Source organism: Maritimibacter fusiformis (assembly GCF_008086115.1).
In the GTDB taxonomy this organism is placed as follows: domain Bacteria; phylum Pseudomonadota; class Alphaproteobacteria; order Rhodobacterales; family Rhodobacteraceae; genus Muriiphilus; species Muriiphilus fusiformis.
The window spans coordinates 23,787-42,699 of record NZ_VSIY01000001.1 but is presented as its reverse complement, the minus strand read 5'-3'; the positions used below and the strand labels follow the sequence as shown (position 1 = coordinate 42,699).

General features: G+C 55.6%; 16 protein-coding genes, 1 tRNA gene and 1 pseudogene. 12 read left to right on the top strand and 6 right to left on the bottom strand.

All coding sequences use genetic code 11. From position 1 onward, the window contains the following. Positions 1-11: 11 nt before the first annotated feature. The 6 genes from FVF75_RS00210 (at position 12) to FVF75_RS17675 (ending at position 3,650) form a co-directional block, all read left to right on the top strand. Positions 12-974 (top strand): SLAC1 anion channel family protein, encoded by a 963-nt coding sequence (locus FVF75_RS00210; RefSeq protein ID WP_148375728.1) that lies wholly within the window; start codon positions 12-14, stop codon positions 972-974. Between the two features lie 155 nt (positions 975-1,129). Then, entirely contained in the window at positions 1,130-1,594 is a 465-nt protein-coding gene (rplM, locus tag FVF75_RS00205) for a 50S ribosomal protein L13 (RefSeq protein ID WP_148375727.1), read from the top strand. A 2-nt stretch (positions 1,595-1,596) separates the two neighbouring features. After that, a complete protein-coding gene (gene rpsI, locus FVF75_RS00200) occupies positions 1,597-2,091 on the top strand; it encodes a 30S ribosomal protein S9 (protein WP_148375726.1) in 495 nt (164 codons plus the stop codon). Between the two features lie 215 nt (positions 2,092-2,306). Next, positions 2,307-3,020, top strand: coding sequence for a class I SAM-dependent methyltransferase (locus FVF75_RS00195; protein WP_148375725.1), 714 nt, complete (start codon positions 2,307-2,309; stop codon positions 3,018-3,020). A 78-nt stretch (positions 3,021-3,098) separates the two neighbouring features. After that, positions 3,099-3,175 (top strand) — tRNA-Arg (locus FVF75_RS00190). A gap of 208 nt (positions 3,176-3,383) precedes the next feature. Continuing rightward, complete coding sequence (locus tag FVF75_RS17675; RefSeq protein WP_246137954.1) at positions 3,384-3,650, top strand: hypothetical protein; 267 nt, start codon at positions 3,384-3,386, stop codon at positions 3,648-3,650. A 30-nt stretch (positions 3,651-3,680) separates the two neighbouring features. Here the strand turns inward: FVF75_RS17675 and FVF75_RS00185 are convergent. From FVF75_RS00185 to FVF75_RS00160, 6 genes and pseudogenes are all read right to left on the bottom strand, one after another. Beyond that, positions 3,681-4,712 (bottom strand): annotated as a pseudogene (locus FVF75_RS00185) (recombinase family protein); the annotation flags it as partial. A 24-nt stretch (positions 4,713-4,736) separates the two neighbouring features. Next, positions 4,737-5,297: a hypothetical protein gene (locus FVF75_RS00180; RefSeq protein ID WP_148375724.1), complete on the bottom strand. Its 561-nt coding sequence runs from the start codon at positions 5,295-5,297 to the stop codon at positions 4,737-4,739. 35 nt (positions 5,298-5,332) lie between these two features. After that, positions 5,333-6,976 carry a type IV secretory system conjugative DNA transfer family protein gene (locus FVF75_RS00175; protein ID WP_148375723.1) on the bottom strand — a complete coding sequence of 548 codons (1,644 nt, stop codon included), beginning with the start codon at positions 6,974-6,976 and terminating at the stop codon, positions 5,333-5,335. Between the two features lie 113 nt (positions 6,977-7,089). Beyond that, positions 7,090-7,317 (bottom strand): hypothetical protein, encoded by a 228-nt coding sequence (locus FVF75_RS00170; protein ID WP_148375722.1) that lies wholly within the window; start codon positions 7,315-7,317, stop codon positions 7,090-7,092. 32 nt (positions 7,318-7,349) lie between these two features. Then, positions 7,350-7,604: a hypothetical protein gene (locus tag FVF75_RS00165; RefSeq protein ID WP_148375721.1), complete on the bottom strand. Its 255-nt coding sequence runs from the start codon at positions 7,602-7,604 to the stop codon at positions 7,350-7,352. Positions 7,605-7,928: 324 nt separating this feature from the next. Continuing rightward, complete coding sequence (locus tag FVF75_RS00160; RefSeq protein ID WP_148375720.1) at positions 7,929-8,978, bottom strand: hypothetical protein; 1,050 nt, start codon at positions 8,976-8,978, stop codon at positions 7,929-7,931. Between the two features lie 807 nt (positions 8,979-9,785). On the opposite strand from FVF75_RS00160, the gene FVF75_RS00155 reads away from it, so the two are divergent. From FVF75_RS00155 to FVF75_RS00130, 6 genes are all read left to right on the top strand, one after another. Then, on the top strand, positions 9,786-9,998 hold the full coding sequence (locus FVF75_RS00155) for a hypothetical protein (RefSeq protein ID WP_222861175.1): 213 nt from the start codon (positions 9,786-9,788) through the stop codon (positions 9,996-9,998). Continuing rightward, a complete protein-coding gene (locus FVF75_RS00150; RefSeq protein ID WP_148375719.1) occupies positions 9,967-11,505 on the top strand; it encodes a type I restriction-modification system subunit M in 1,539 nt (512 codons plus the stop codon). The genes FVF75_RS00155 and FVF75_RS00150 overlap by 32 nt, the downstream gene beginning before the upstream one ends. Next, entirely contained in the window at positions 11,505-12,092 is a 588-nt protein-coding gene (locus FVF75_RS00145; RefSeq protein ID WP_148375718.1) for a restriction endonuclease subunit S, read from the top strand. The genes FVF75_RS00150 and FVF75_RS00145 overlap by 1 nt, the downstream gene beginning before the upstream one ends. Positions 12,093-12,100: 8 nt before the next feature. Then, a complete protein-coding gene (locus tag FVF75_RS00140) occupies positions 12,101-15,511 on the top strand; it encodes a DEAD/DEAH box helicase family protein (RefSeq protein ID WP_148375717.1) in 3,411 nt (1,136 codons plus the stop codon). A gap of 22 nt (positions 15,512-15,533) precedes the next feature. Then, the gene (locus FVF75_RS00135; RefSeq protein WP_148375716.1) at positions 15,534-17,621 is read left to right on the top strand and encodes an RNA-directed DNA polymerase; all 2,088 of its coding nucleotides are present in this window, start codon (positions 15,534-15,536) and stop codon (positions 17,619-17,621) included. Between the two features lie 370 nt (positions 17,622-17,991). Next, complete coding sequence (locus FVF75_RS00130) at positions 17,992-18,900, top strand: ArdC family protein (protein ID WP_148375715.1); 909 nt, start codon at positions 17,992-17,994, stop codon at positions 18,898-18,900. Positions 18,901-18,913 lie beyond the last annotated feature (13 nt).

Below are 18,913 nucleotides of genomic sequence, written 5' to 3'. Positions count from 1 at the left end.
AAGGACGAATGATGAACGATGCCCCGGTCAGCCGGCTGAAACACTACCCGGTCACCTTTTTCGCCATCGTCATGGGCCTGCTCGGCCTGACGCTGGCGCTCCATTCCGCGGGCCGGTTCATCCCGGTGGCCGCGGCGGCGTCGGGCGTGATGCTCTGGGTCTCGCTGGTGGCCTTCGGGCTGATCGCATTGGTCTACTTCGCCAAGCTGCTGCGCTATCCCGGCGCGGTGATCGAGGAATGGCATCACCCGGTCAAGCTGGCCTTCTTTCCGACCATGACGATCTCGCTTCTGCTGCTGTCGGTGGCGCTGTTGGAAAGCCGGCCCGAGATTGCCGGGTGGGTCTGGCTGATCGGCGTGGCCGGGCAGGGCATCCTGACCATTGCCGTTGTCTCGGGCTGGATCAGCCATCGCAGTTTCGAGGTCGGGCACCTGTCGCCGGCCTGGTTCATCCCGGCGGTGGGTAACGTGATCGTGCCGATCGCCGGTGCGCGCATGGGCTTCATCGAGATCTCGTGGCTGTTCTTTGCGGGCGGCATGATGTTCTGGGGCATCCTGTTGACGATGGTGATCAACCGGCTGGTGTTCCACGACCCGATGCCGGGGCGGCTGTTTCCGACCATGGTGATTCTGATCGCGCCGCCCTCGGTCGCCTTTGTCGCCTATGTCGGGATGAACGGGGTGATCGACGGCTTTGCCCGCACGTTGATCTATTCCGCCTACATCTTCGCGGCGCTGGTGGTGGTGCAACTGCCGAAACTCGCGCGGCTGCCCTTCGCGCTGAGCTGGTGGGCCTTGAGTTTCCCCCTGGCGGCGCTGTCGATGGCGTCGTTCCTGTTCGGACGGCTCGAGGGGTCCGGGCCGCACCGTGACATCGGGCTTTGGGTTCTGGTGATCCTGGTGATCGTGGTCGTGGCGCTGACGCTGCGCACCGCGTTGGCGATCTGGCGCGGCGAAATCTGCCGGCCGGAGTGAGCGGGGCGGGCCGGGGCGCTGAAAAACGTGGGGTAAAATGATACCTAAAACTTAAGGTGTTGTTCTGCAAGGTTTTTCACGATCATTCGCCACTTGACGGGGCGCGCAAAACCACTAGAACCGGCGCATCCCAAACCCATCAAGGGCCGAAAGACATGAAAACCTATTCTGCGACCCCCGCAGACATCGAGAAGAAGTGGATCCTGATCGACGCCGAGGGCGTTGTTCTGGGCCGTCTTGCCTCGATTGTCGCCATGCGCCTGCGTGGCAAGCACAAGCCCGGCTATACCCCGCACATGGATTGCGGTGACAATGTCATCGTCATCAATGCCGACAAGGTGCAGCTGACCGGCAAGAAGCGTACCGACAAGGTGCATTACTGGCACACCGGCTATCCGGGCGGCATCAAGTCGCGCACGGCTGGCGAGATCCTCGAAGGCGCCCATCCCGAGCGCCTGGTCGAGAAGGCGATCAAGCGGATGCTGCCGGGCAACAAGCTTGCGCGCAAGCAGATGTCCAACCTGCGCATCTACGCCGGCGCCGAGCATGGCCACGAGGCGCAGTCGCCCGTGGTGCTCGACGTCAAATCGATGAACAAGAAAAACACGCGTGAGGGCTGATCATGGCTGAAGAGATCAAATCGCTCGATGAGCTGAACGCGGTTGTCGAAGGCACCGAAGCGGCTGTCGTGACCGAAACCCTTGCCCCGCGCGAGCCTGTCCGCGATACGCTGGGCCGGTCCTATGCCACAGGCAAGCGCAAGGATGCGGTCGCCCGCGTCTGGATCAAACCGGGCTCCGGCAAGGTCACCGTGAACGGCAAGGAAATGGACAAGTATTTCGCCCGCCCGGTGCTGCAGATGATCCTGCGCCAGCCGTTCCAGGTGGCCGGTGTCGAGAACGAGTTCGACGTGATGGCCACCGTCAAGGGCGGCGGGCTGTCGGGCCAGGCCGGTGCGGTCAAGCACGGCATCTCGAAGGCGCTGCAACTCTATGAGCCGTCGCTGCGCGGCGCGCTCAAGGCCGCGGGCTTTCTCACCCGCGACAGCCGCGTGGTCGAGCGCAAGAAATACGGCAAGGCCAAGGCGCGCAAGAGCTTCCAGTTCTCCAAGCGCTGACCTGCCATCGATCGATGCGAAAGGGCCGCCCGACGGGTGGCCCTTTTTCGTTTTGCGCCGCGGCAACGTCTTCGTGTTCCTCGCAGCAGATGACAGCCTAATCCTGCTGCATAGAACCGGGGCGCACCTGAATGCGGTTGTTCAGCCGTGGGCGAAGACCCAGGAACTGGGCCGATCCCCATTGAACACGGCGAAGCTGTGCGACATGGTGTAGTATGTGGAAAATGTCCGACCTGCGCTATCCGCTTCGCGTTCTGACGAAAGCCAGAACTGCGTCGCGGTTTTCCGAGGATGTCGCGGTTCGAAACGCGTTTCGGAAGATCTACCGCAAGGGCAGCTGGGGCGGCAAGGGCGAGCGGTTCTATTCCGGCAGCGGCTCGCACGACCGGACGATCGTGGACCCCTATGTTGCGGCGATCGAAAGCTGGACGGCCGCGCACCACCGCAAGCTTGATGCGGTCGATCTGGGTTGTGGCGATTTCTCGGTGGGCAATCGCATCCGTCCGCTGTTTGGCCGCTACATCGCCTGCGACGTGGTGCCGGAACTTATCCGCTACAATGCCCGCAAATACCCGGGCACGGGCGTGGATTTCCGCGTGCTTGATCTCTGCTCCGACGATCTTCCCGAAGGCGACGTCGCGATGCTCCGGCAGGTGTTGCAGCATTTGCCCAACGACCTCATCGCGCGCGCGCTGCCGAAACTGGTGGCGCGCTATCGCGTTCTGATCGTCACCGAGCATGTGCCATCGGCACCGGATTTCGTCCCGAACATCGACAACCGGAATCCCCAGAGCATCAGGCTTCACAACGACAGCGGGGTGGTTCTGACCGAACCGCCATTCGACCTGCGACCGGTTCAGGAACGCGTTCTGTGCGAGGTGCCGCAATTCGGCGGTCTGATCCGCACCATCGCCTATCAGTTGTATTGAGACCCTGCGACCGGGTGGCCCGGTGACACGGAATTTGCAATTGCGGGCCGCGAGCGAATGCCGTATGTCCGCCCGCAGGCACCCGTAGCTCAGCTGGATAGAGCGCTGCCCTCCGAAGGCAGAGGCCACAGGTTCGAATCCTGTCGGGTGCGCCATTTCGCAATTAGACGATGAAATACCCCCTAACACCTTGAAGGGGAAAGAAATTTTCGGGGTTCGAACACCCTGATTCCGGCAGTAGCCGATAGGCTCGACAAAAGCCAGTCTGAGCACCATTTTCTGCCCAGCCAAGCTAGAGTTTTTCCAGATATACCAAGGACTTGCTAGGAAGTTCATGGCGAGTTCGAACGAATCCTCAAAGGTATGCTTGGGCTTTCCAGCAGAAGCGATCTGCTCCGCGATCAGGATTCGGTCCTCTTCGAGCTTTTTGATCTTGCGCTCGAAGGCTGTCATCACACTTGCGCTGCTAGCTTCGACAGTGCGCTCTACAAGCGCCTCGATCTGCTTCTCGACCTGCGCAGCCTTCTTACGAAGCGCTTTGCCCGTGCTGCGCGACTGCGCCAACCGCAAATCCCAGGCGTCCTTGAACATGGCACGAGCGAGCTTGAAGAGCCCTTGAGCAGGCTCTAACGACTGCAACAAGCCTTCGAAATCTCCTTCGAGCGCGTCGCGGCGGATAGATTTGCGGTAGCTCTCGCACCCCTTTGTCTTGCAAAGATAGTATGGATGCTTCTTGCCCGTCTTGCTCGTAGACCAGCAAGCGGTGAGGGCTTCGCCGCAATCGTTACACAAAACGAAACCCCTTAGCGGGAAATCTTGACTGATGTCTTTTCGCGCTGGCGCTTTGGCTGTGCCCGTCAAACGCTCTTGAATACGCTGGAATGTGCTGAAATCGATTAGCCCCTCGTGGTGGCCTTCACGCAGCGAGACGCCCCAGTTGTCGTGCTCGACATATCCGGCGTAAAGCACGCGGGTCAGCATTTCATAGACGCGCTGGTTACGCACTTCGCGGCCATTCAGGTCTTTCGGGAACAGCGGTTGACGCTCAAGGAAGCGCTTCACTTCCACTTGCGTCTGGAACCTACCGCATGCGTAGCCTTCAAGAGCTTCTTTGAGGATCGAGGCTATAGGCTCGTCGCGCACCAAAACCTTGCCATGGCCGCTCTTGGACTCAAAGCGATAGCCGATGGGGGCCTGAAACGGCCAATACCCGTTTTGTAGCCTTGCGCGCATACGGTTCTTCGTTTGCTCACCGTTCTTTTGCCTCTGGTGCTGTGAAACCGAGGCCAACAGGTTTTCGACCAAAATCGAGTCGGAATCCTCGCCGAACTCAATCGACGGGCTTTCGAGTATCCCGCCCGCGCAGTTAATATCGGCACGAAGCTTGAGATGCGCTTCAAGGCCGCGTGCGAGGCGCGAAATGTCATCGATAATGACAACGTGCGGGTCTTTGCGATGGCGACGCAGGAACGCGAGCATGTCCGCCATACCTGGGCGCGCAGTCAGGCTTCCCGACATATCGTCGGAGAAGACCTTCACCACTTCATAGCCCTTGTATTTGGCGTATTCCCGGCATCTCACTTCTTGCGAGGACAAGCCGTCGCCTTGTTTGAGCTGCTTGTGCGAGGACACGCGGGCATAGATAACCGCTTTGCGGGCTTCATGGGTGCTATGTACTTGAACTGATTGCATGACTCCTCTTTCTTCAGCGTGCTGTTATTCAGCCGCACAAGTGTTGAACGTCTCGGTCAGGGTGTCTTTGTCTGACCTTACCACATCTGGCGAATCGGTGGCACACACTTCGTGGAAAGCCTCAAGTTTTCCACAGACTTCCTGTGACGGCGCGAGGCCGAACCCGAAGTCAACGACGCCTGCCATCAGCAGGTAGAGCGTCGTCATGATCTCCCGTTCCTGCTCCGCAGAGATATTAAGGTGGCTGAACGTTTCTCCGATCAACGCATAGTCGATCTTGGCAATGCGTTCTTCCACATTCAGTACGAACCAGAACCGATCTTGTGTTTCTGCTGTATCGGTTACTCTCGTTTCGCTTTCATTCATCGCTGCATCCTCCTTCTCTTGGTGATATGCAGGCGCGCGCGTGCCATCATCCGCGTGCAGCGGATGCGCATGTTCGTGTGAAACCTCTGAAACCGGAGCTTGTTCTTCCGTGCGGACTTCGGACGCCGCGATTGCTCCATCTTTTTTCAGTTTAGCATAATTTATGCGGTCTTCACAAATTCTGCGGGTTTCGGGGGAGTTTTTGTTGATCCTTTTCATGATGTTGCCTTTTGGGTTGGTTGCGGTTGATAAGTTCAGGGCTTGGGGCGATGACCTTCGATGAAATGCCATTCACCGCTTTGGTATTGAGGAAGGTGGGCGTGGCTTGCGGGTACGGCCTCGCGGATGACGCGCAGCGTTTTCCTGCGGCCTATGCGGCCAGGCACGTTCACGGTGCTGAGGTCCCGGTCAAAGTAAGGATTGGGGCCGTAGAGTCCGGTATAGGTTGCGTTCTGGTAGTACGGTGTCTTCTCCGCGAAGAATGGCGGGATGCCGTAGCCCGACGCCGAGACAAGCGCTTGGCTTTGGGGCATACCCAAAATTTCTTCCGGCGTGCGCAGCGGGCGGGAAATCTTGCGCTTGTGCTGCTGCTCATAGTCCAGCGCGCGCAGGGCTGCGCCCGTGCGCATGGGATTACCTTTGCCGAAGAATGCTTCGTATAAAGCCTCGCGGCGAGAGCGCTGCGCCCGTTCCTGGACGAGATGGTCTTCCAGCTCCAGCGTTTGGTTGCCAAGTTTCGCGCTCAGCATCCGCGCCGTTTCGAGGTCTGAAATTCCCCCGCCCAGGTACATTTCGAGATCAGCGCTGGCCGAGAGTGTCATGGCTCCTGTGGGGCCGAGATTTTTCCTGATCTGGCCAAAGTCTTGATAGACGCAGACAGGGCAAAGTCCGAAGCCGCGCCCGATGGAGTAGAATTCTGCAATTTCAGGGAACGCGCCTAGTTGGGCGGCCTCATCGATGACAAGGTTCAGCGTGGGGGCGTTTGGCTTGGCCTGTTTGAGCGTGCGCAGTGTCGAAAAGAACTGGCGGATCAGCGCCGCATTCTGCTGCGTCATCTCCGGCGGCGTGGTGAAGAACACGAAAACAGGCCGATCCGAGGCTTCACACAGCACTTCGAGCGAGAAGTCGGCCTGCGCAGTGCTGACGAACGTATCCTGAAGCCTCGGATCGTTCATGAAGGCAACCGCGTTCGCGATCTCCGCCATGATGGACTCGTAGGTACGGCTGGCGTCCTCAGCCATGGTATGCATCTCAGCGAAAGTGACGCGCAGGTCCGGCTCGCCCAGATCGGCCATAAGGGTGGAGATTTCTGCCCAAGCTTCGGGTGCGGAGCGGATCATGCCGACGAGCTCGTACAGCGAAGAAGGCGAGACGCCGCCATCCAGATGCACGAGGCCGCGGATCAACGGATCAAGCCAGTTCTGAGCTTTTTGCTCGAAGAACCGCGCATCGCCTCCGCCGCTTTCGGCAATAAAGGTGCGCGCCGCGCGGCGGCTATCGCCGACCAAGCGAAGGCTATCGGGCGTCAAATGCGGGAACAGCGAGACTCGATTGCCGTAAAAACCGAGCGTGCCATGGGTATTGATTTCGAAGACCGCCGCCTTGATGTGCGCAAAATAGGGCTCAAGCACGGTGCGGAGTTCGCGCTTCGGGTCGAAGAACGCGTAGCGCGGCGGCTCCGTCTTCCGGCCAGGTGCATCCATCACATGTGCAAGCACGGTTGTGAACTTGCCCGAGCCAGCGCCGCCGATCAGCAGCATGCCCGCCTGTTTTGCGTGGAAGAGCTTGCGCCTGTTATAGAAGCCGAACGGAACACCGCCCCGATCACGAAAGGCGCGCAGGACCTCAAGATCATCGGCGAAACGCGCCGAGCCGTAGGGACTTTCATGAGGGTTCATGGCAAAATCCTTTCTGCATAGCTTTGAGTGGAACCGAGGGCACAGCTCTTCTCAATTTGCGGGAAAAGCGCGCGCGGGCGATCCCACCGTAGTGGGATCGCCATGAACTACTTTCACCTGTAGCGGGTGACCTGACCGTCCGCTTCCCAGGTTGTCTTGATGGATGCCCCCCACCGGATTGCTCCAATGGAGATACCTCCACAGATCAAAATGCCGAGGAACTCACCGCTGGTAAGTGCGCCGAAGGCAGCGAAACCGAAAACTACGCCGATGATATAGAGGGCACTTTGTGCCATTTCGGCTTTGGGATTGGTGATTTTCTTGGGTGCGCGATTAAACATAGCTGTTCCTTTGTGTGATGAGTTGTGGGGGGTCAGATGAAGCGGTAGGCGATATAGACACCTGCCGCAGTGAGTGCCGCGAGGATGCTCGCCCGTGCCGCAAAGAACACGAACGGGTACGCCAAGATCATCCAGGCAATTCCGATGAGGTCGACGACCTCAGGGGAATAGCTGCGCTCCGCCATTGCGATGACATACGGTGCTGTCACTGCGTTGAACGGGGAGCCGAGAAGGATAGCCACCATGGCTGCCGCCGTGGTCGCAAACCCTCCTTTGATATCGTCCATGGGGCCTTGGGGGCCGCGTGGACCGTATTGGCCGGGGTTAGGATACATGGTTCTAAAGTCCTTCTGTTTGGGCCTCTTGAGGGCGAGTTTGGGCGATCGCCGAAACGCATAGTTTCGGCGGGTTTGGTCTTTGGGTCTGTTTGGAGAGCGTTGCCTCCGGCTGGTCTGCGAGGGGGGCTGTCCCCCTTCGCCCAACCGAGATAGGGAAGGTGATATCGACTTCAAGAGCGTACTACAAACCACACGCCTTCCGCCAAATGGCTAAGTTTGCCAGTGTTGTGATATCACTATTGTAGAAACGTACTACGGCGCAGGCGTAAGAAGTTAATTTTGTTCGAGATACCAGCGCGCCACACGGCGAAACCACTCAGAATTTGTCAGTCCTGATGCGGACGCAGCAGCTTCAACTTTTGGAAAAAAATCTTTGTCAAAGCGCAGGGAGACGGGTTCAGACATGGTATCACGCACGTTGTCAGGCTTCGGAAGCTTGCCCTTGTCCTTCATAAAGCTTTGGATCGCACGGTTCATCCATGCCGAGCGGTCAAGCTCTTCACCGCGCGCTTTGTCGATCTGTGCTGCCAAGCTTTCACCCATGCGAAAGGTTGTGGCCTTATCTGCGCGGTTCGCCGCAATGCCAGGGCTTGCGTCAGGCAGTGGTATGGCACGTCTTTGGGTGCGCTTTGGTTTCTTGGCTGGCTGTTCCGTTACTACTTCTTTTCGCTCTGCAAGCGAAACGTTATAGCCTTGGGATTTGAGCTTTTCGGCGATTGCCTCTTCGAGCCACCGCGCTTGACTAATGCCCTCGTCATCCGCTGCGTTGCCAATCAAGGCTCTAATCTCAGGCGTAACCCGACACGGTATTTGGACTTTCTTGGGTGGATTCCTGTTCACTGTTGCCCACGCTGGTTTTTCTGGATCGGGTAAGTCTTGTCGGCGTCGATAACGCCTTTGTTTTCTCTCGCCATCGGCCAGAGTCGGTATATCGGGGTTCTGTCCATCCCGTCTGCGGATGAGAAATTGACGACATTCCTCGCGGAGAAATAATGCGACGCTGCTGGCCTCGAAGTTACTGCCAGGGGCATCGGCAAGTAGCTCGTACAACCATTCAGGCTCAGGCAAGACCTGATGATCGACCCATAGCGTGCCGAGCACTCTGAAAGCTTCCTTCGCCAGAATACTGTAGCGTTGCGATTCCTTCTGGTGTCCGCCCCCGGAACGACTGTTTTCCTCTTCGTGCTGGGTGATCCACTTACCGATCTGGAAAGCATTCCAAGCGAAGTCTCTGTCTGGTGATGGCTCCCACCAAGTATCCTCGATGTTGAGGATGAATTGCTTGAGTTCCAACCCAAACCGTCGCTGACCATAGTTCGCCATCCGTGACTGCCCGTTCGATGCAGGCCCTGCATAAAGATGTATGTTGTGATATCAAGTTTCAAGCACCGAGACTACAGGGGTCTTGGCTTTCTGAGTATCAAAAGGAACACCACGTTCTGACCACGAATTCGACGGTTCGATAACAGTCCAGTCCGGTACAAAGCCCATCTGGCAACATGGTAGTACCACTGCCCCCGTTGGTGTGACGGCTGAGATAAGAGCGAACGCAAGCTGTGCGTGGTAGTACCACGCTGCTTGGCAAGGGGGCCCGCTGCGCGCCCCCGTTGCATCCCCCCGGCCTGTGGCTCTTTCAGGGCATTGAACCCATTCCCGAGCCAAGAACGTATCCCCGTTCAATCAGTCGCAGGAGACTTCGCTCTCCCTGCACCCATCGATCCCTTCAGGAGGACCATGGGGCTATCGCGCCCCTTGGAACCACTCGCAGGGCTTGGAGACGTGCCTCTCCACCTGCACCGAACCATGCACAAACGGCTGGCCGTTCGATCACCAATCAGGGGAGCGTTCCTGCTCCCACCGATACCCCCATGACCACTTCATGGAGACGAGCTTCATCGAGACCAGGAAGGAAGCATTTCATAGCTGCCCTTGCCTTGGAACCTTCCCATCGACCACGGAGCCTTCGAGCCCCATTGGAACCCTGACCAACCCTACGCGGATTGGATGCCGCCAGCGCATCGGCGCTGAACCCGATCATAGGGCCTGTCGCCGCGCCCTGAACCCAGCTCGCATGATATCGAAGTCATTCTAGACTTCCAAAATGTGTAACCATTGGTTACACTTACCGTCATGAAGAAGGACGTTGGCATGCGGGTCCGAGTAAGTCGCGATTTACGCGATGAATTCCTCTTAGCATGCCAGGCCGACGACAAACCAGCCGCACAAATGATCCGAGAGTTCATGCGCGCCTATGTCGAGAGCCACCCCGTTCCTTCTGAAGACAACACGAAAAACGAAAGCAGGGACGAGCATGCTGACAGGCGAAATTCGAAACAAGGTTGACCAAATCTGGAATGCGTTCTGGTCAGGGGGCGTTTCGAATCCTCTCTCCGTGATTGAGCAAATCACGTACTTGCTCTTCATCAAGCGGCTGGATGACCTGCACACGCTCGAAGAGAGCAAGGCCGAGACACTTGGCATCTCGATGGAGCGACGAATTTTCCCTGAAGGAAACGACGACAAAGGCCGCGCCTACGAGGACATGCGCTGGTCACGCTTCAAGAATTTCGAAGCGCGCGAGATGATGACTGTCATCGATGAGCACGTCTTTCCATTTCTTCGCCAGCTTGGCGAAGAAGGCTCCAGCTACGGCAAGCACATGAAGGATGCCCGCCTTGGGTTCTCCAGTCCATCGCTCTTATCCAAGGTTGTTGAAATGCTCGATGGCATCCCCATGGATGATCGTGACACCAAGGGCGACCTATACGAATACATGCTTGGCAAGATCGCGAGCGCTGGACAGAACGGCCAGTTCCGCACGCCGCGCCACATCATTCAGTTGATGGTCGAACTGACCGCTCCGACGCCTGATGATTTGATCTGCGACCCTGCCTCGGGCACATGCGGCTTCTTGGTTGCGGCGGGTGAATATCTTCGCGCCAACCATCCCGCGCTATTCCGCAATGAAAAGCAGCGGGCGCATTTTCACAATGAGATGTTCCACGGCTTCGACTTCGACCCAACCATGCTGCGTATAGGTGCGATGAACATGGTACTGCACGGCGTCGAAGACGCCGATGTGTCTTACCGTGACAGCCTTGCCGAAGAGCACAACGCCGACGCGGGCAAGTACTCCCTGATCCTTGCCAATCCACCTTTCGCTGGCTCGCTTGACTATGACAGCACGGCCAAGGACCTACAGAGGATCGTCAAAACGAAAAAGACCGAGCTCCTGTTCGTCGCGCTCTTCCTGCGCCTACTGAAGACAGGCGGTCGGGCTGCTGTGGTCGTGCCCGACGGTGTACTTTCTGGTTCGTCAAATGCACACAGGCTAGTGCGAAAAACGCTTTGTGAAGAGCATAAGCTTGATGCCGTTGTCACCTTGCCCTCTGGCGTTTTCAAGCCCTATTCTGGGGTATCAACTGCAATCTTACTTTTTACAAAGACTGGTGTAGGTGGAACTGATCGTGTTTGGTTCTACGAATTGTCAGAAGACGGCCTTTCACTTGATGACAAGAGACAAGAACTGCTCGATCACAGCCTTCTCGGTTGCTTTCCTGAGCGTGAATTGTCGAAGTTGGAGCACACGAAGAACAACTTGCCTGACCTTCTTGCTCGCTGGAAAAATCTTGACGGTGAATTAAATCGGAAGCCGAGCGATCAAAGCTTTTTTGTTTCCATTGATGAAGTTAGAGAATCGTCTGGCTATGACCTTCAGCCGAGTAGATACAGAAACGTAGTATTGGAAGAGAAGGAGTTTCGAAGTCCGCGCGAGATTTACTCTGACCTCTCTGCACTTAACGCAATGATTTCAGATCACCTCCTCGAAATCGAAGAGAGGGGCAAATAATGACAAATTATACTTCCAAGAAACTTGGTGAAATATTCGAGATCGCACGGGGCGGATCGCCGCGCCCCATTTCAAAATTCATTACTGAAGATCCAGATGGCATCAATTGGGTCATGATAGGAGATGGCGTAGAAGGCTCAAAGTATATTTCTGAAACGAAAAAGAAAATTATCCAAGATGGTGTTAAGCGTTCGAGACGCGTCAAGCCAGGAGACTTTATACTATCAAACTCTATGAGCTTTGGTCGCCCATACATCATGGAGACGGACGGATGTATTCACGATGGATGGCTTCTATTGAGACCGCGAACAAACGACATCTCTACGGACTACTTTTACTATCTCCTTGGATCGGAGGCAATTTACCAGAAATTTAAGCTCCTGGCTGGTGGCTCCACGGTCAAGAACCTCAATATTGATCTAGTAAGCAATGTGGAAGTTCCTTACCCAGACCTAAGTACGCAACAGGAGATTGCGGCGCGCCTGGATGATGTGTCTAGGCTGAAAAAACAGTATTTGGAAGGAGCATTTCTGACAGCTGAATTGCTTGAGGCAATTGCTGCCGATGTATTCAAGGGGAACATTTAGGTGATGTGATGAGCCAGTTTGAGTTCCTCAAAACCGATTTTGCCCCTGTGTATGTTCACGCCAGTAGAGCTGAACAGATGGCGATTTCCGACCCGCGCGGGTCTTGCTTCTATGCGCGGCTGGCGCTGGAGACAGCCATCAAGTGGATGTATGAGGCCGATCCGTCCCTCCGGAGCCCTTACGACGACGCTCTGTCCGCATTGATCCATGAACCGAGCTTTCGGAAGTTGGCAGGCAACGCGCTTGTCACCAAGGCCAAGCTGATCAAGGACCTCGGCAACCGCGCTGTTCATGACAGCCGCAGACAGATCAGCGAGCAGTCTTCCATCACGGCGCTCCGAGAGCTTTTTCACTTCTCTTATTGGCTGGTGCGCACTTACGCCAAGGGAGCGAAACCTTCTGCCGCTATCCAGTTTGACCCAAACAGCCTGCAAAAAACGCTGACGATCACGGCGAGCACCGTCCAGCAAATCAAGAAGATGCGCGAGGACTTCGATGCCCGTGAGAAGGCGTTGGAGCAAGAGCGCGAAGCCCGCCTTGCGACCGAAGCCGAGCGGGAAAAGCTGAATGACGAGATTAAGCGTCTTCAGGCAGAGATCGCCGCAACGAAGAAGGCGAACCAGGCCGCACCCGATACGCACGACTACAATGAAGAAAAGACCCGTGACGCCTTCATCGACCTTCTTCTGCATGAGGCAGAATGGACGCTCGATCACCCGCGCGACAGAGAGTTCCCCGTTGTCGGCATGCCGAGTAATTCAGGCGAAGGCTTTGTGGACTATGTTCTATGGGGCAATGACGGCAAGCCGCTCGGACTGGTCGAAGCCAAACGCACCAAGAAAGATTCCCGCGTCGGACAACAGCAAGCCAAGCTTTATGCTGATTGTCTCGAAGCGAAGTACGGGCAGCGGCCCGTCATCTTCCTAAGCAACGGCTACGACCATTGGCTTTGGGACGATTCTCGCTACCCGCCGCGCCCTGTTCAAGGCTTCTACAAGAAGGCCGAATTGGAGCTACTCCATCAGCGGCGCACTAGCCAAAAGGCGCTTGCGAAGGTTGAAGTTGATGCTGACATCGCGGGACGCTTCTACCAGACCCGCGCGATCAAGCGTGTAGGTGATGCGCTTGAGAAGGATAACCTTCGCAAAGCTCTGCTCGTCATGGCGACTGGCTCTGGCAAGACCCGCACTGTCATTGCGCTGGTCGATCAGCTCATGCGGGCAAATTGGGTAAAGCGTGTACTGTTCCTTGCCGACCGCATTGCCTTGGTCAATCAAGCACACGGCGCTTTCAAAGCGCATCTACCCTCAGCGCCGAGCGCGAACCTTCTGCAAAAGCATGATCCGAAGAAGAACGATCATCATGGCGCACGGGTTTGCCTTGCGACCTATCCGACGATGATGGGGTTGATAAACGAAGTTGAAGACGGCGCACGGCGCTTCGGGCCAGGACACTTTGATCTTGTTATCATCGATGAGGCTCACCGCTCCGTGTACCGCAAGTACCGCGCAATCTTCGAATACTTCGACAGCTATCTCGTCGGCCTTACCGCAACGCCAAGGGATGAGATCGACCGAGATACTTACTCGCTCTTCGAACTCGAAAAAGGCGTGCCTACCGATTCCTATGACCTTGATGAGGCCGTAGCTGACGGGTTCCTGGTGCCACCTCGCGCCGTCTCCGTGCCTCTAAAGTTTCAGCGTGAAGGCATCAACTACGATGACCTTTCCGAAGAAGAGAAGGAAGCATGGGATGCGCTTGAGTGGACAGAGGACGGAGACGACCGACCAGACAGGGTGGAAGCATCCGATCTGAATCGATGGCTATTCAATGCGGATACCGTGGACAAGGTGCTCGAACACCTCGTGACCAACGGTTTGAAGGTTGAGGAAGGCGATAGACTCGGTAAGTCGATCATCTTCGCCAAGAACAGCAAGCATGCCCGCTTCATCGCCGAGCGTTTCGACAAGAACTATCCGCACCTTAGAGGGCATTTTGCGCAAGTTATCGACTACAGCGTCGATTATGCACAATCCTTGATTGACGACTTTTCCGATCCGAAGAAACCTCCGTATATCGCGATTTCTGTAGATATGCTTGATACTGGGATCGACGTCCCTGAAGTATTGAACCTCGTATTTTTCAAGATCGTCCGATCCAAGACGAAGTTCTGGCAGATGATTGGGCGTGGAACCCGCCTGTGCCCCGATCTGTTCGGGCCGGACATGGACAAAGAGGACTTTCTGGTCTTCGACTTCTGTCAGAATTTCGAGTTTTTCAATCAAAACCCGAACGTAAAGGACGGTGCTCTTGGCCCGTCGATCAGCGAGAAGCTCTTCGTCACACGCGTCGAGCTTATGGACGAAATCTCAACAGATGACGCGTCCTCGGACAGCGAGCTAGTTGCACTCAGGGACTCCATAGAACAACGACTCTTTGATGAAGTTGTTGGCATGAATCTTGACAACTTCATCGTTCGACCGAAGCGCCGCTATGTGGAAAAATTTCAAGAACGCGAGGCGTGGGAAAGCCTGAGCATCGAAGACCGCCTCGAACTAACCGAGCATATCGCTGGCCTCCCGTCCGCGCTGAAGGATGATGAGCTGGAAGCCAAGCAGTTCGACTATCTTGTTTTACTGGCCCAACTCGCGCTGCTTCGTACTGATGCCACCTTCGCCAAATATCAGGACAGAATTCAGACCATCGCATCGTCTCTTGAAGACCTTGCCAATGTGCCAATGGTCGCTGCACACATGGCGTTGATCGCCGAACTCCAAACGGAAGAGTATTGGCAAGACGTGACCTTGCCGATGCTCGAAGAAGTGCGGCGAAAACTTCGTGGGCTTGTGAAACTCATCGAGCCCGCCTCACGGAAGATCGTGTACACCGACTTCCAAGACGAAATTGGTGAGGGAACAGATGTCGTCTTGCCTGACATCGGGAGCGGTACGGACAAAGCTCGCTTCATGATGAAGGTCAGACATTTCCTTCAAGAACACAGTGATCACATCACATTACAGAAGCTGCGCCGCAACGAACAGCTTACCAAACAAGACATTGAAGAGCTTGAGCGCATCTTCACCGAAGAAGGCTTGGCTGACGATACAAGGCTCGAAAATATTCGGAGCGAAGGCGGACTTGGCCTATTCATTCGTTCACTCGTCGGGTTGGATCGCGAAGCGGCGAAGGAAGCATTTTCCTCATTCCTCGCGGGCAAGACGTTCACCGCAAACCAGATCGAATTCATCGATTTGGTTATTGATCACTTAACCGAGCGAGGCATTATGGACCCGAGACGCCTATACGAGAGCCCCTTCACGGACTTCGATGATCAAGGTGTCAACGGCGTGTTCGAGTTGGGCGACGTGAAAGCACTCGTGAAGGTTATCAACGACGTAAAGTCGCGGGCTGCGGCATGATCGTCAGAAATCGAACTTCAAAGTGACCAATCTTTCTAGGGTTTTTGATCTTTCCAACTTGAGGCGCGCCTATCGCTGGACAATGTCTAATCCAGACGCGGCGTATAAGGCATACTTCCGAGATTCTTACGACGCATTTGCCATCGCGTCAGACACACATCTGAAGTGGATCAGGGCGGAGGGCATAAGGGATCGATATGAGGTAGCTCATGCCTCGAAAGTTCTCGTGCCAAAGCCATCAGGCGTACTTAGACCGATTACCTTGCTTAAAGTAGAAGACCAGATTGTCTATCAGGCAATTGTCAATGTCATCTCCGAAGAGCTTAAGAGGCAGACAAAGCAACGCTATGAAAAGCGCGTGTTTGCCCATCTCTATGCAGGGAAATCGTCCAAGTTTTTTAACATCAAATGGCAGCGAAGCTATAAGAAATTCGCGAACCGCCTAAGAGATTGCCATTCTCGCGGTTTCGACCACATAGCCAATTTCGATCTGGCATCATTCTATGACTCAATTGATCATCACGTTCTCGTTCATTTTCTGAAAGAACTGAAGATTGATGAAGAGACCATCGAGTATTTGATGTTGTGCCTTCGGAAATGGACATCTTCGACCTGGAGTAACGGTCCTGCTAATATCTATCATGAGCATGGGATTCCGCAGGGGCCACTCCCATCGGGCATGTTGTCCGAAGCGGTCCTTCAACATCTGGACAAGGCGGGAGAACAAGGCGGGCGGCGTACAATCTATTTGCGGTACGTTGATGACATCAAGATTCTTGCCAAGACTGAAAAAGACCTTCGTGCCAAGCTGATCAAACTCGACATCGCTTCCAAGGAGATCGGCCTCTTTCCCCAGACCTCAAAAATCAACATTCGAAAGGTCAACGATCCTGAAGATGAGATTAAATCGGTAAGTCGTCCACCAGAACCCTCACTTGTGCCGTTCGTTAACCAGAAGAAGCTGACTGCCCGCATTCTTGAACTCTGTCGGCGCGGGCGCGTTTCTGCATCGAGCTCAACCAGATTCAAATACTTGCTTGCCAATGTCACTCCGAGCCATCGCTTGAATGCGCGGCTAATCAAGGTTTTGCATTCTCACCCCGAATATGCGCCCCAGATCGCATCGTATATTTCGAGATATACGAAAGTACCCGCTGGTCTCGCTGCCGAAATCAAAACGTATCTTGATGATCAAGAGCTTTATCACTCCGTTCTGGCAACCGTATTGGATGCTTGTCTCGGGCGCCTACCTCCACCGTACGATCATGACATTGGCAAGGCTGCCGCTGATCGGCTTCTGCGGCCAAAACCCGGCGCACTGCCACTTCAACCGACATACAAGGCGTCCTTGATCGCTTGTGCTCTCTCTTCAGGAAACCTCACCCATGCTGAATATGACGGGCTTGTTGCCGCAGAGACGGATTGGTGGATCAAGAAGCGTTCTGTCAACGTCCTCGGCCCCGATATCTATGGCGTGCCGAGCTATGAAGCGTTCTTGAATTTGCGCATGCGCGAAGACGGTTCCGAAGTCGCCCGAATTTGCGCCGCCAGGCTTGTCGAAGGCTCGCATAAGCTCGCTAGCCCATACGGCACAGTAGAGACGACGGCAAAACATATCCTGCGTGCAGCCAAGATCATACGCGTGGTCGGTGCGCCTGATAGCAGAATTCCTGAAATCATCGCCTATGTGCTGGATCGAAAGCGCACTGTATTCGATTGGAAAGCATTGTTTGGCACAGGCCACAAACATGCAGAGCGCATGATGATCATGCTAAAGCGAGATCGAGAAGCCAATATCGAGAAGTTTCTTGTTCACCTTGATAGTTGGTGTGATCTTCTGCTCTCGGAAATCTATAAACGACACAAACCTAGGAAAACCTATCCAAACTACGGGTCAGCGTTGAAAGACCCCGTACTCACGGCGTTATTGCCTGCCGCTATTCCCGCCCTTGATGCCCTTCATGCCGTGCGTCTCGAATCCAGCGTAGCGCATCCTCGAAGCTTGAAGACAGGAAAGCCGACGAGGAGACTAAAGCACCACGATTTCTACAAGATCCGAAAGCAGTTAATTTTGGCGTTCGATGAAATCGAGCACGTAGTCGTTCCATAGATTCATTTACTTTTTCGCACCCCTTCGGGTCGGGCTGTCGTAAACCGAGCCGCCCAAGAGGCGTCTCGGCCTTGCGGCTTCCATCCCTTGCGTGATTGTCGGCGTGCTTGATGCACCCCTCTGGCTGAGCACGGCTCTATAGGAGCCGCGCGTTTCTTTCCCATTTCTGGGGGCCTTCCGGCCCCATCCTCCGTCAAGACTCAAGTCCCTTGCCAGGGCTGCGGGAGAAAGCATCGGAGCCGTGGCTCGGCTGCGCCTGCGCCCGCACCACCATCCGATGCTTTCGATCTTGACGGCCTCCCCCCGCTCATTGGCGCGGGCCTAGTCCGGTTGCATGCGCAACCGACTATTCCAAAGGAGGAAAAAGGACATGAAAACAGATGTGTATCAGAAAGTAACCGACAAGATCATTGCCGATCTGGAGCGAGGCGAGCTGTCATGGCTCAAGCCTTGGAACGCTGGAAACCTTGAAGGCAAGATCACCAAGCCGCTGCGGCACAACGGCATGCCGTACAACGGAATCAATGTGCTGATGCTCTGGGGCGCGAGTGTCGAGGCTGGTTATCTCTCGCCGTACTGGATGACCTTCAAACAGGCCAAGGAGCTCGGCGCACACGTCAAGAAGGGCGAGCGCGGGAATCTGGTGGTCTATGCCAACACCATCACCAAGACCGAGGAACAAGACGACGGCAGCGAGGAAGAGCGCAAAATCCCTTTCATGAAAGGCTATAGCGTTTTCAACGTCGAGCAGATCGAAGGCTTGCCCGAGCACTACTATTCGAAGCCCGAGCCAGTGATTGATCCCGCCTTGAGGATCGAGCGCGTTGAAGAGTTCTTCGGGAACACTGGCGCAGACATCCGACATGGTGGAAACAGCGCCCATTACAGCGGCGGCACCGATCACGTGCAGATGCCAGCTTTCGAAACCTTCCGCAGCCCTGAGAGCTACTACGCCACGCTTGCCCATGAGCTAACCCACTGGACGAAGCACAAAACCCGCCTTGACCGCGACTTTGGCCGTAAGCGTTGGGGTGATGAAGGCTACGCCCGCGAGGAACTGGTCGCTGAGCTCGGCGCAGCTTTCCTTTGCGCTGATCTGGAACTGACCCCCGAGCCAGGCATGGATCATGCCGCCTATATTCAAAGTTGGCTCAAGGTCTTGAAGGAAGACAAGCGAGCAATTTTCGCCGCCGCCGCCCACGCGCAGCGCGCCGCAGATTTCCTGCACGGTCTGCAACCTCTCATCGAAGAGGAAGAGAGAGAAGGAATCGCCGCGTAAGCGGCGACTTCGC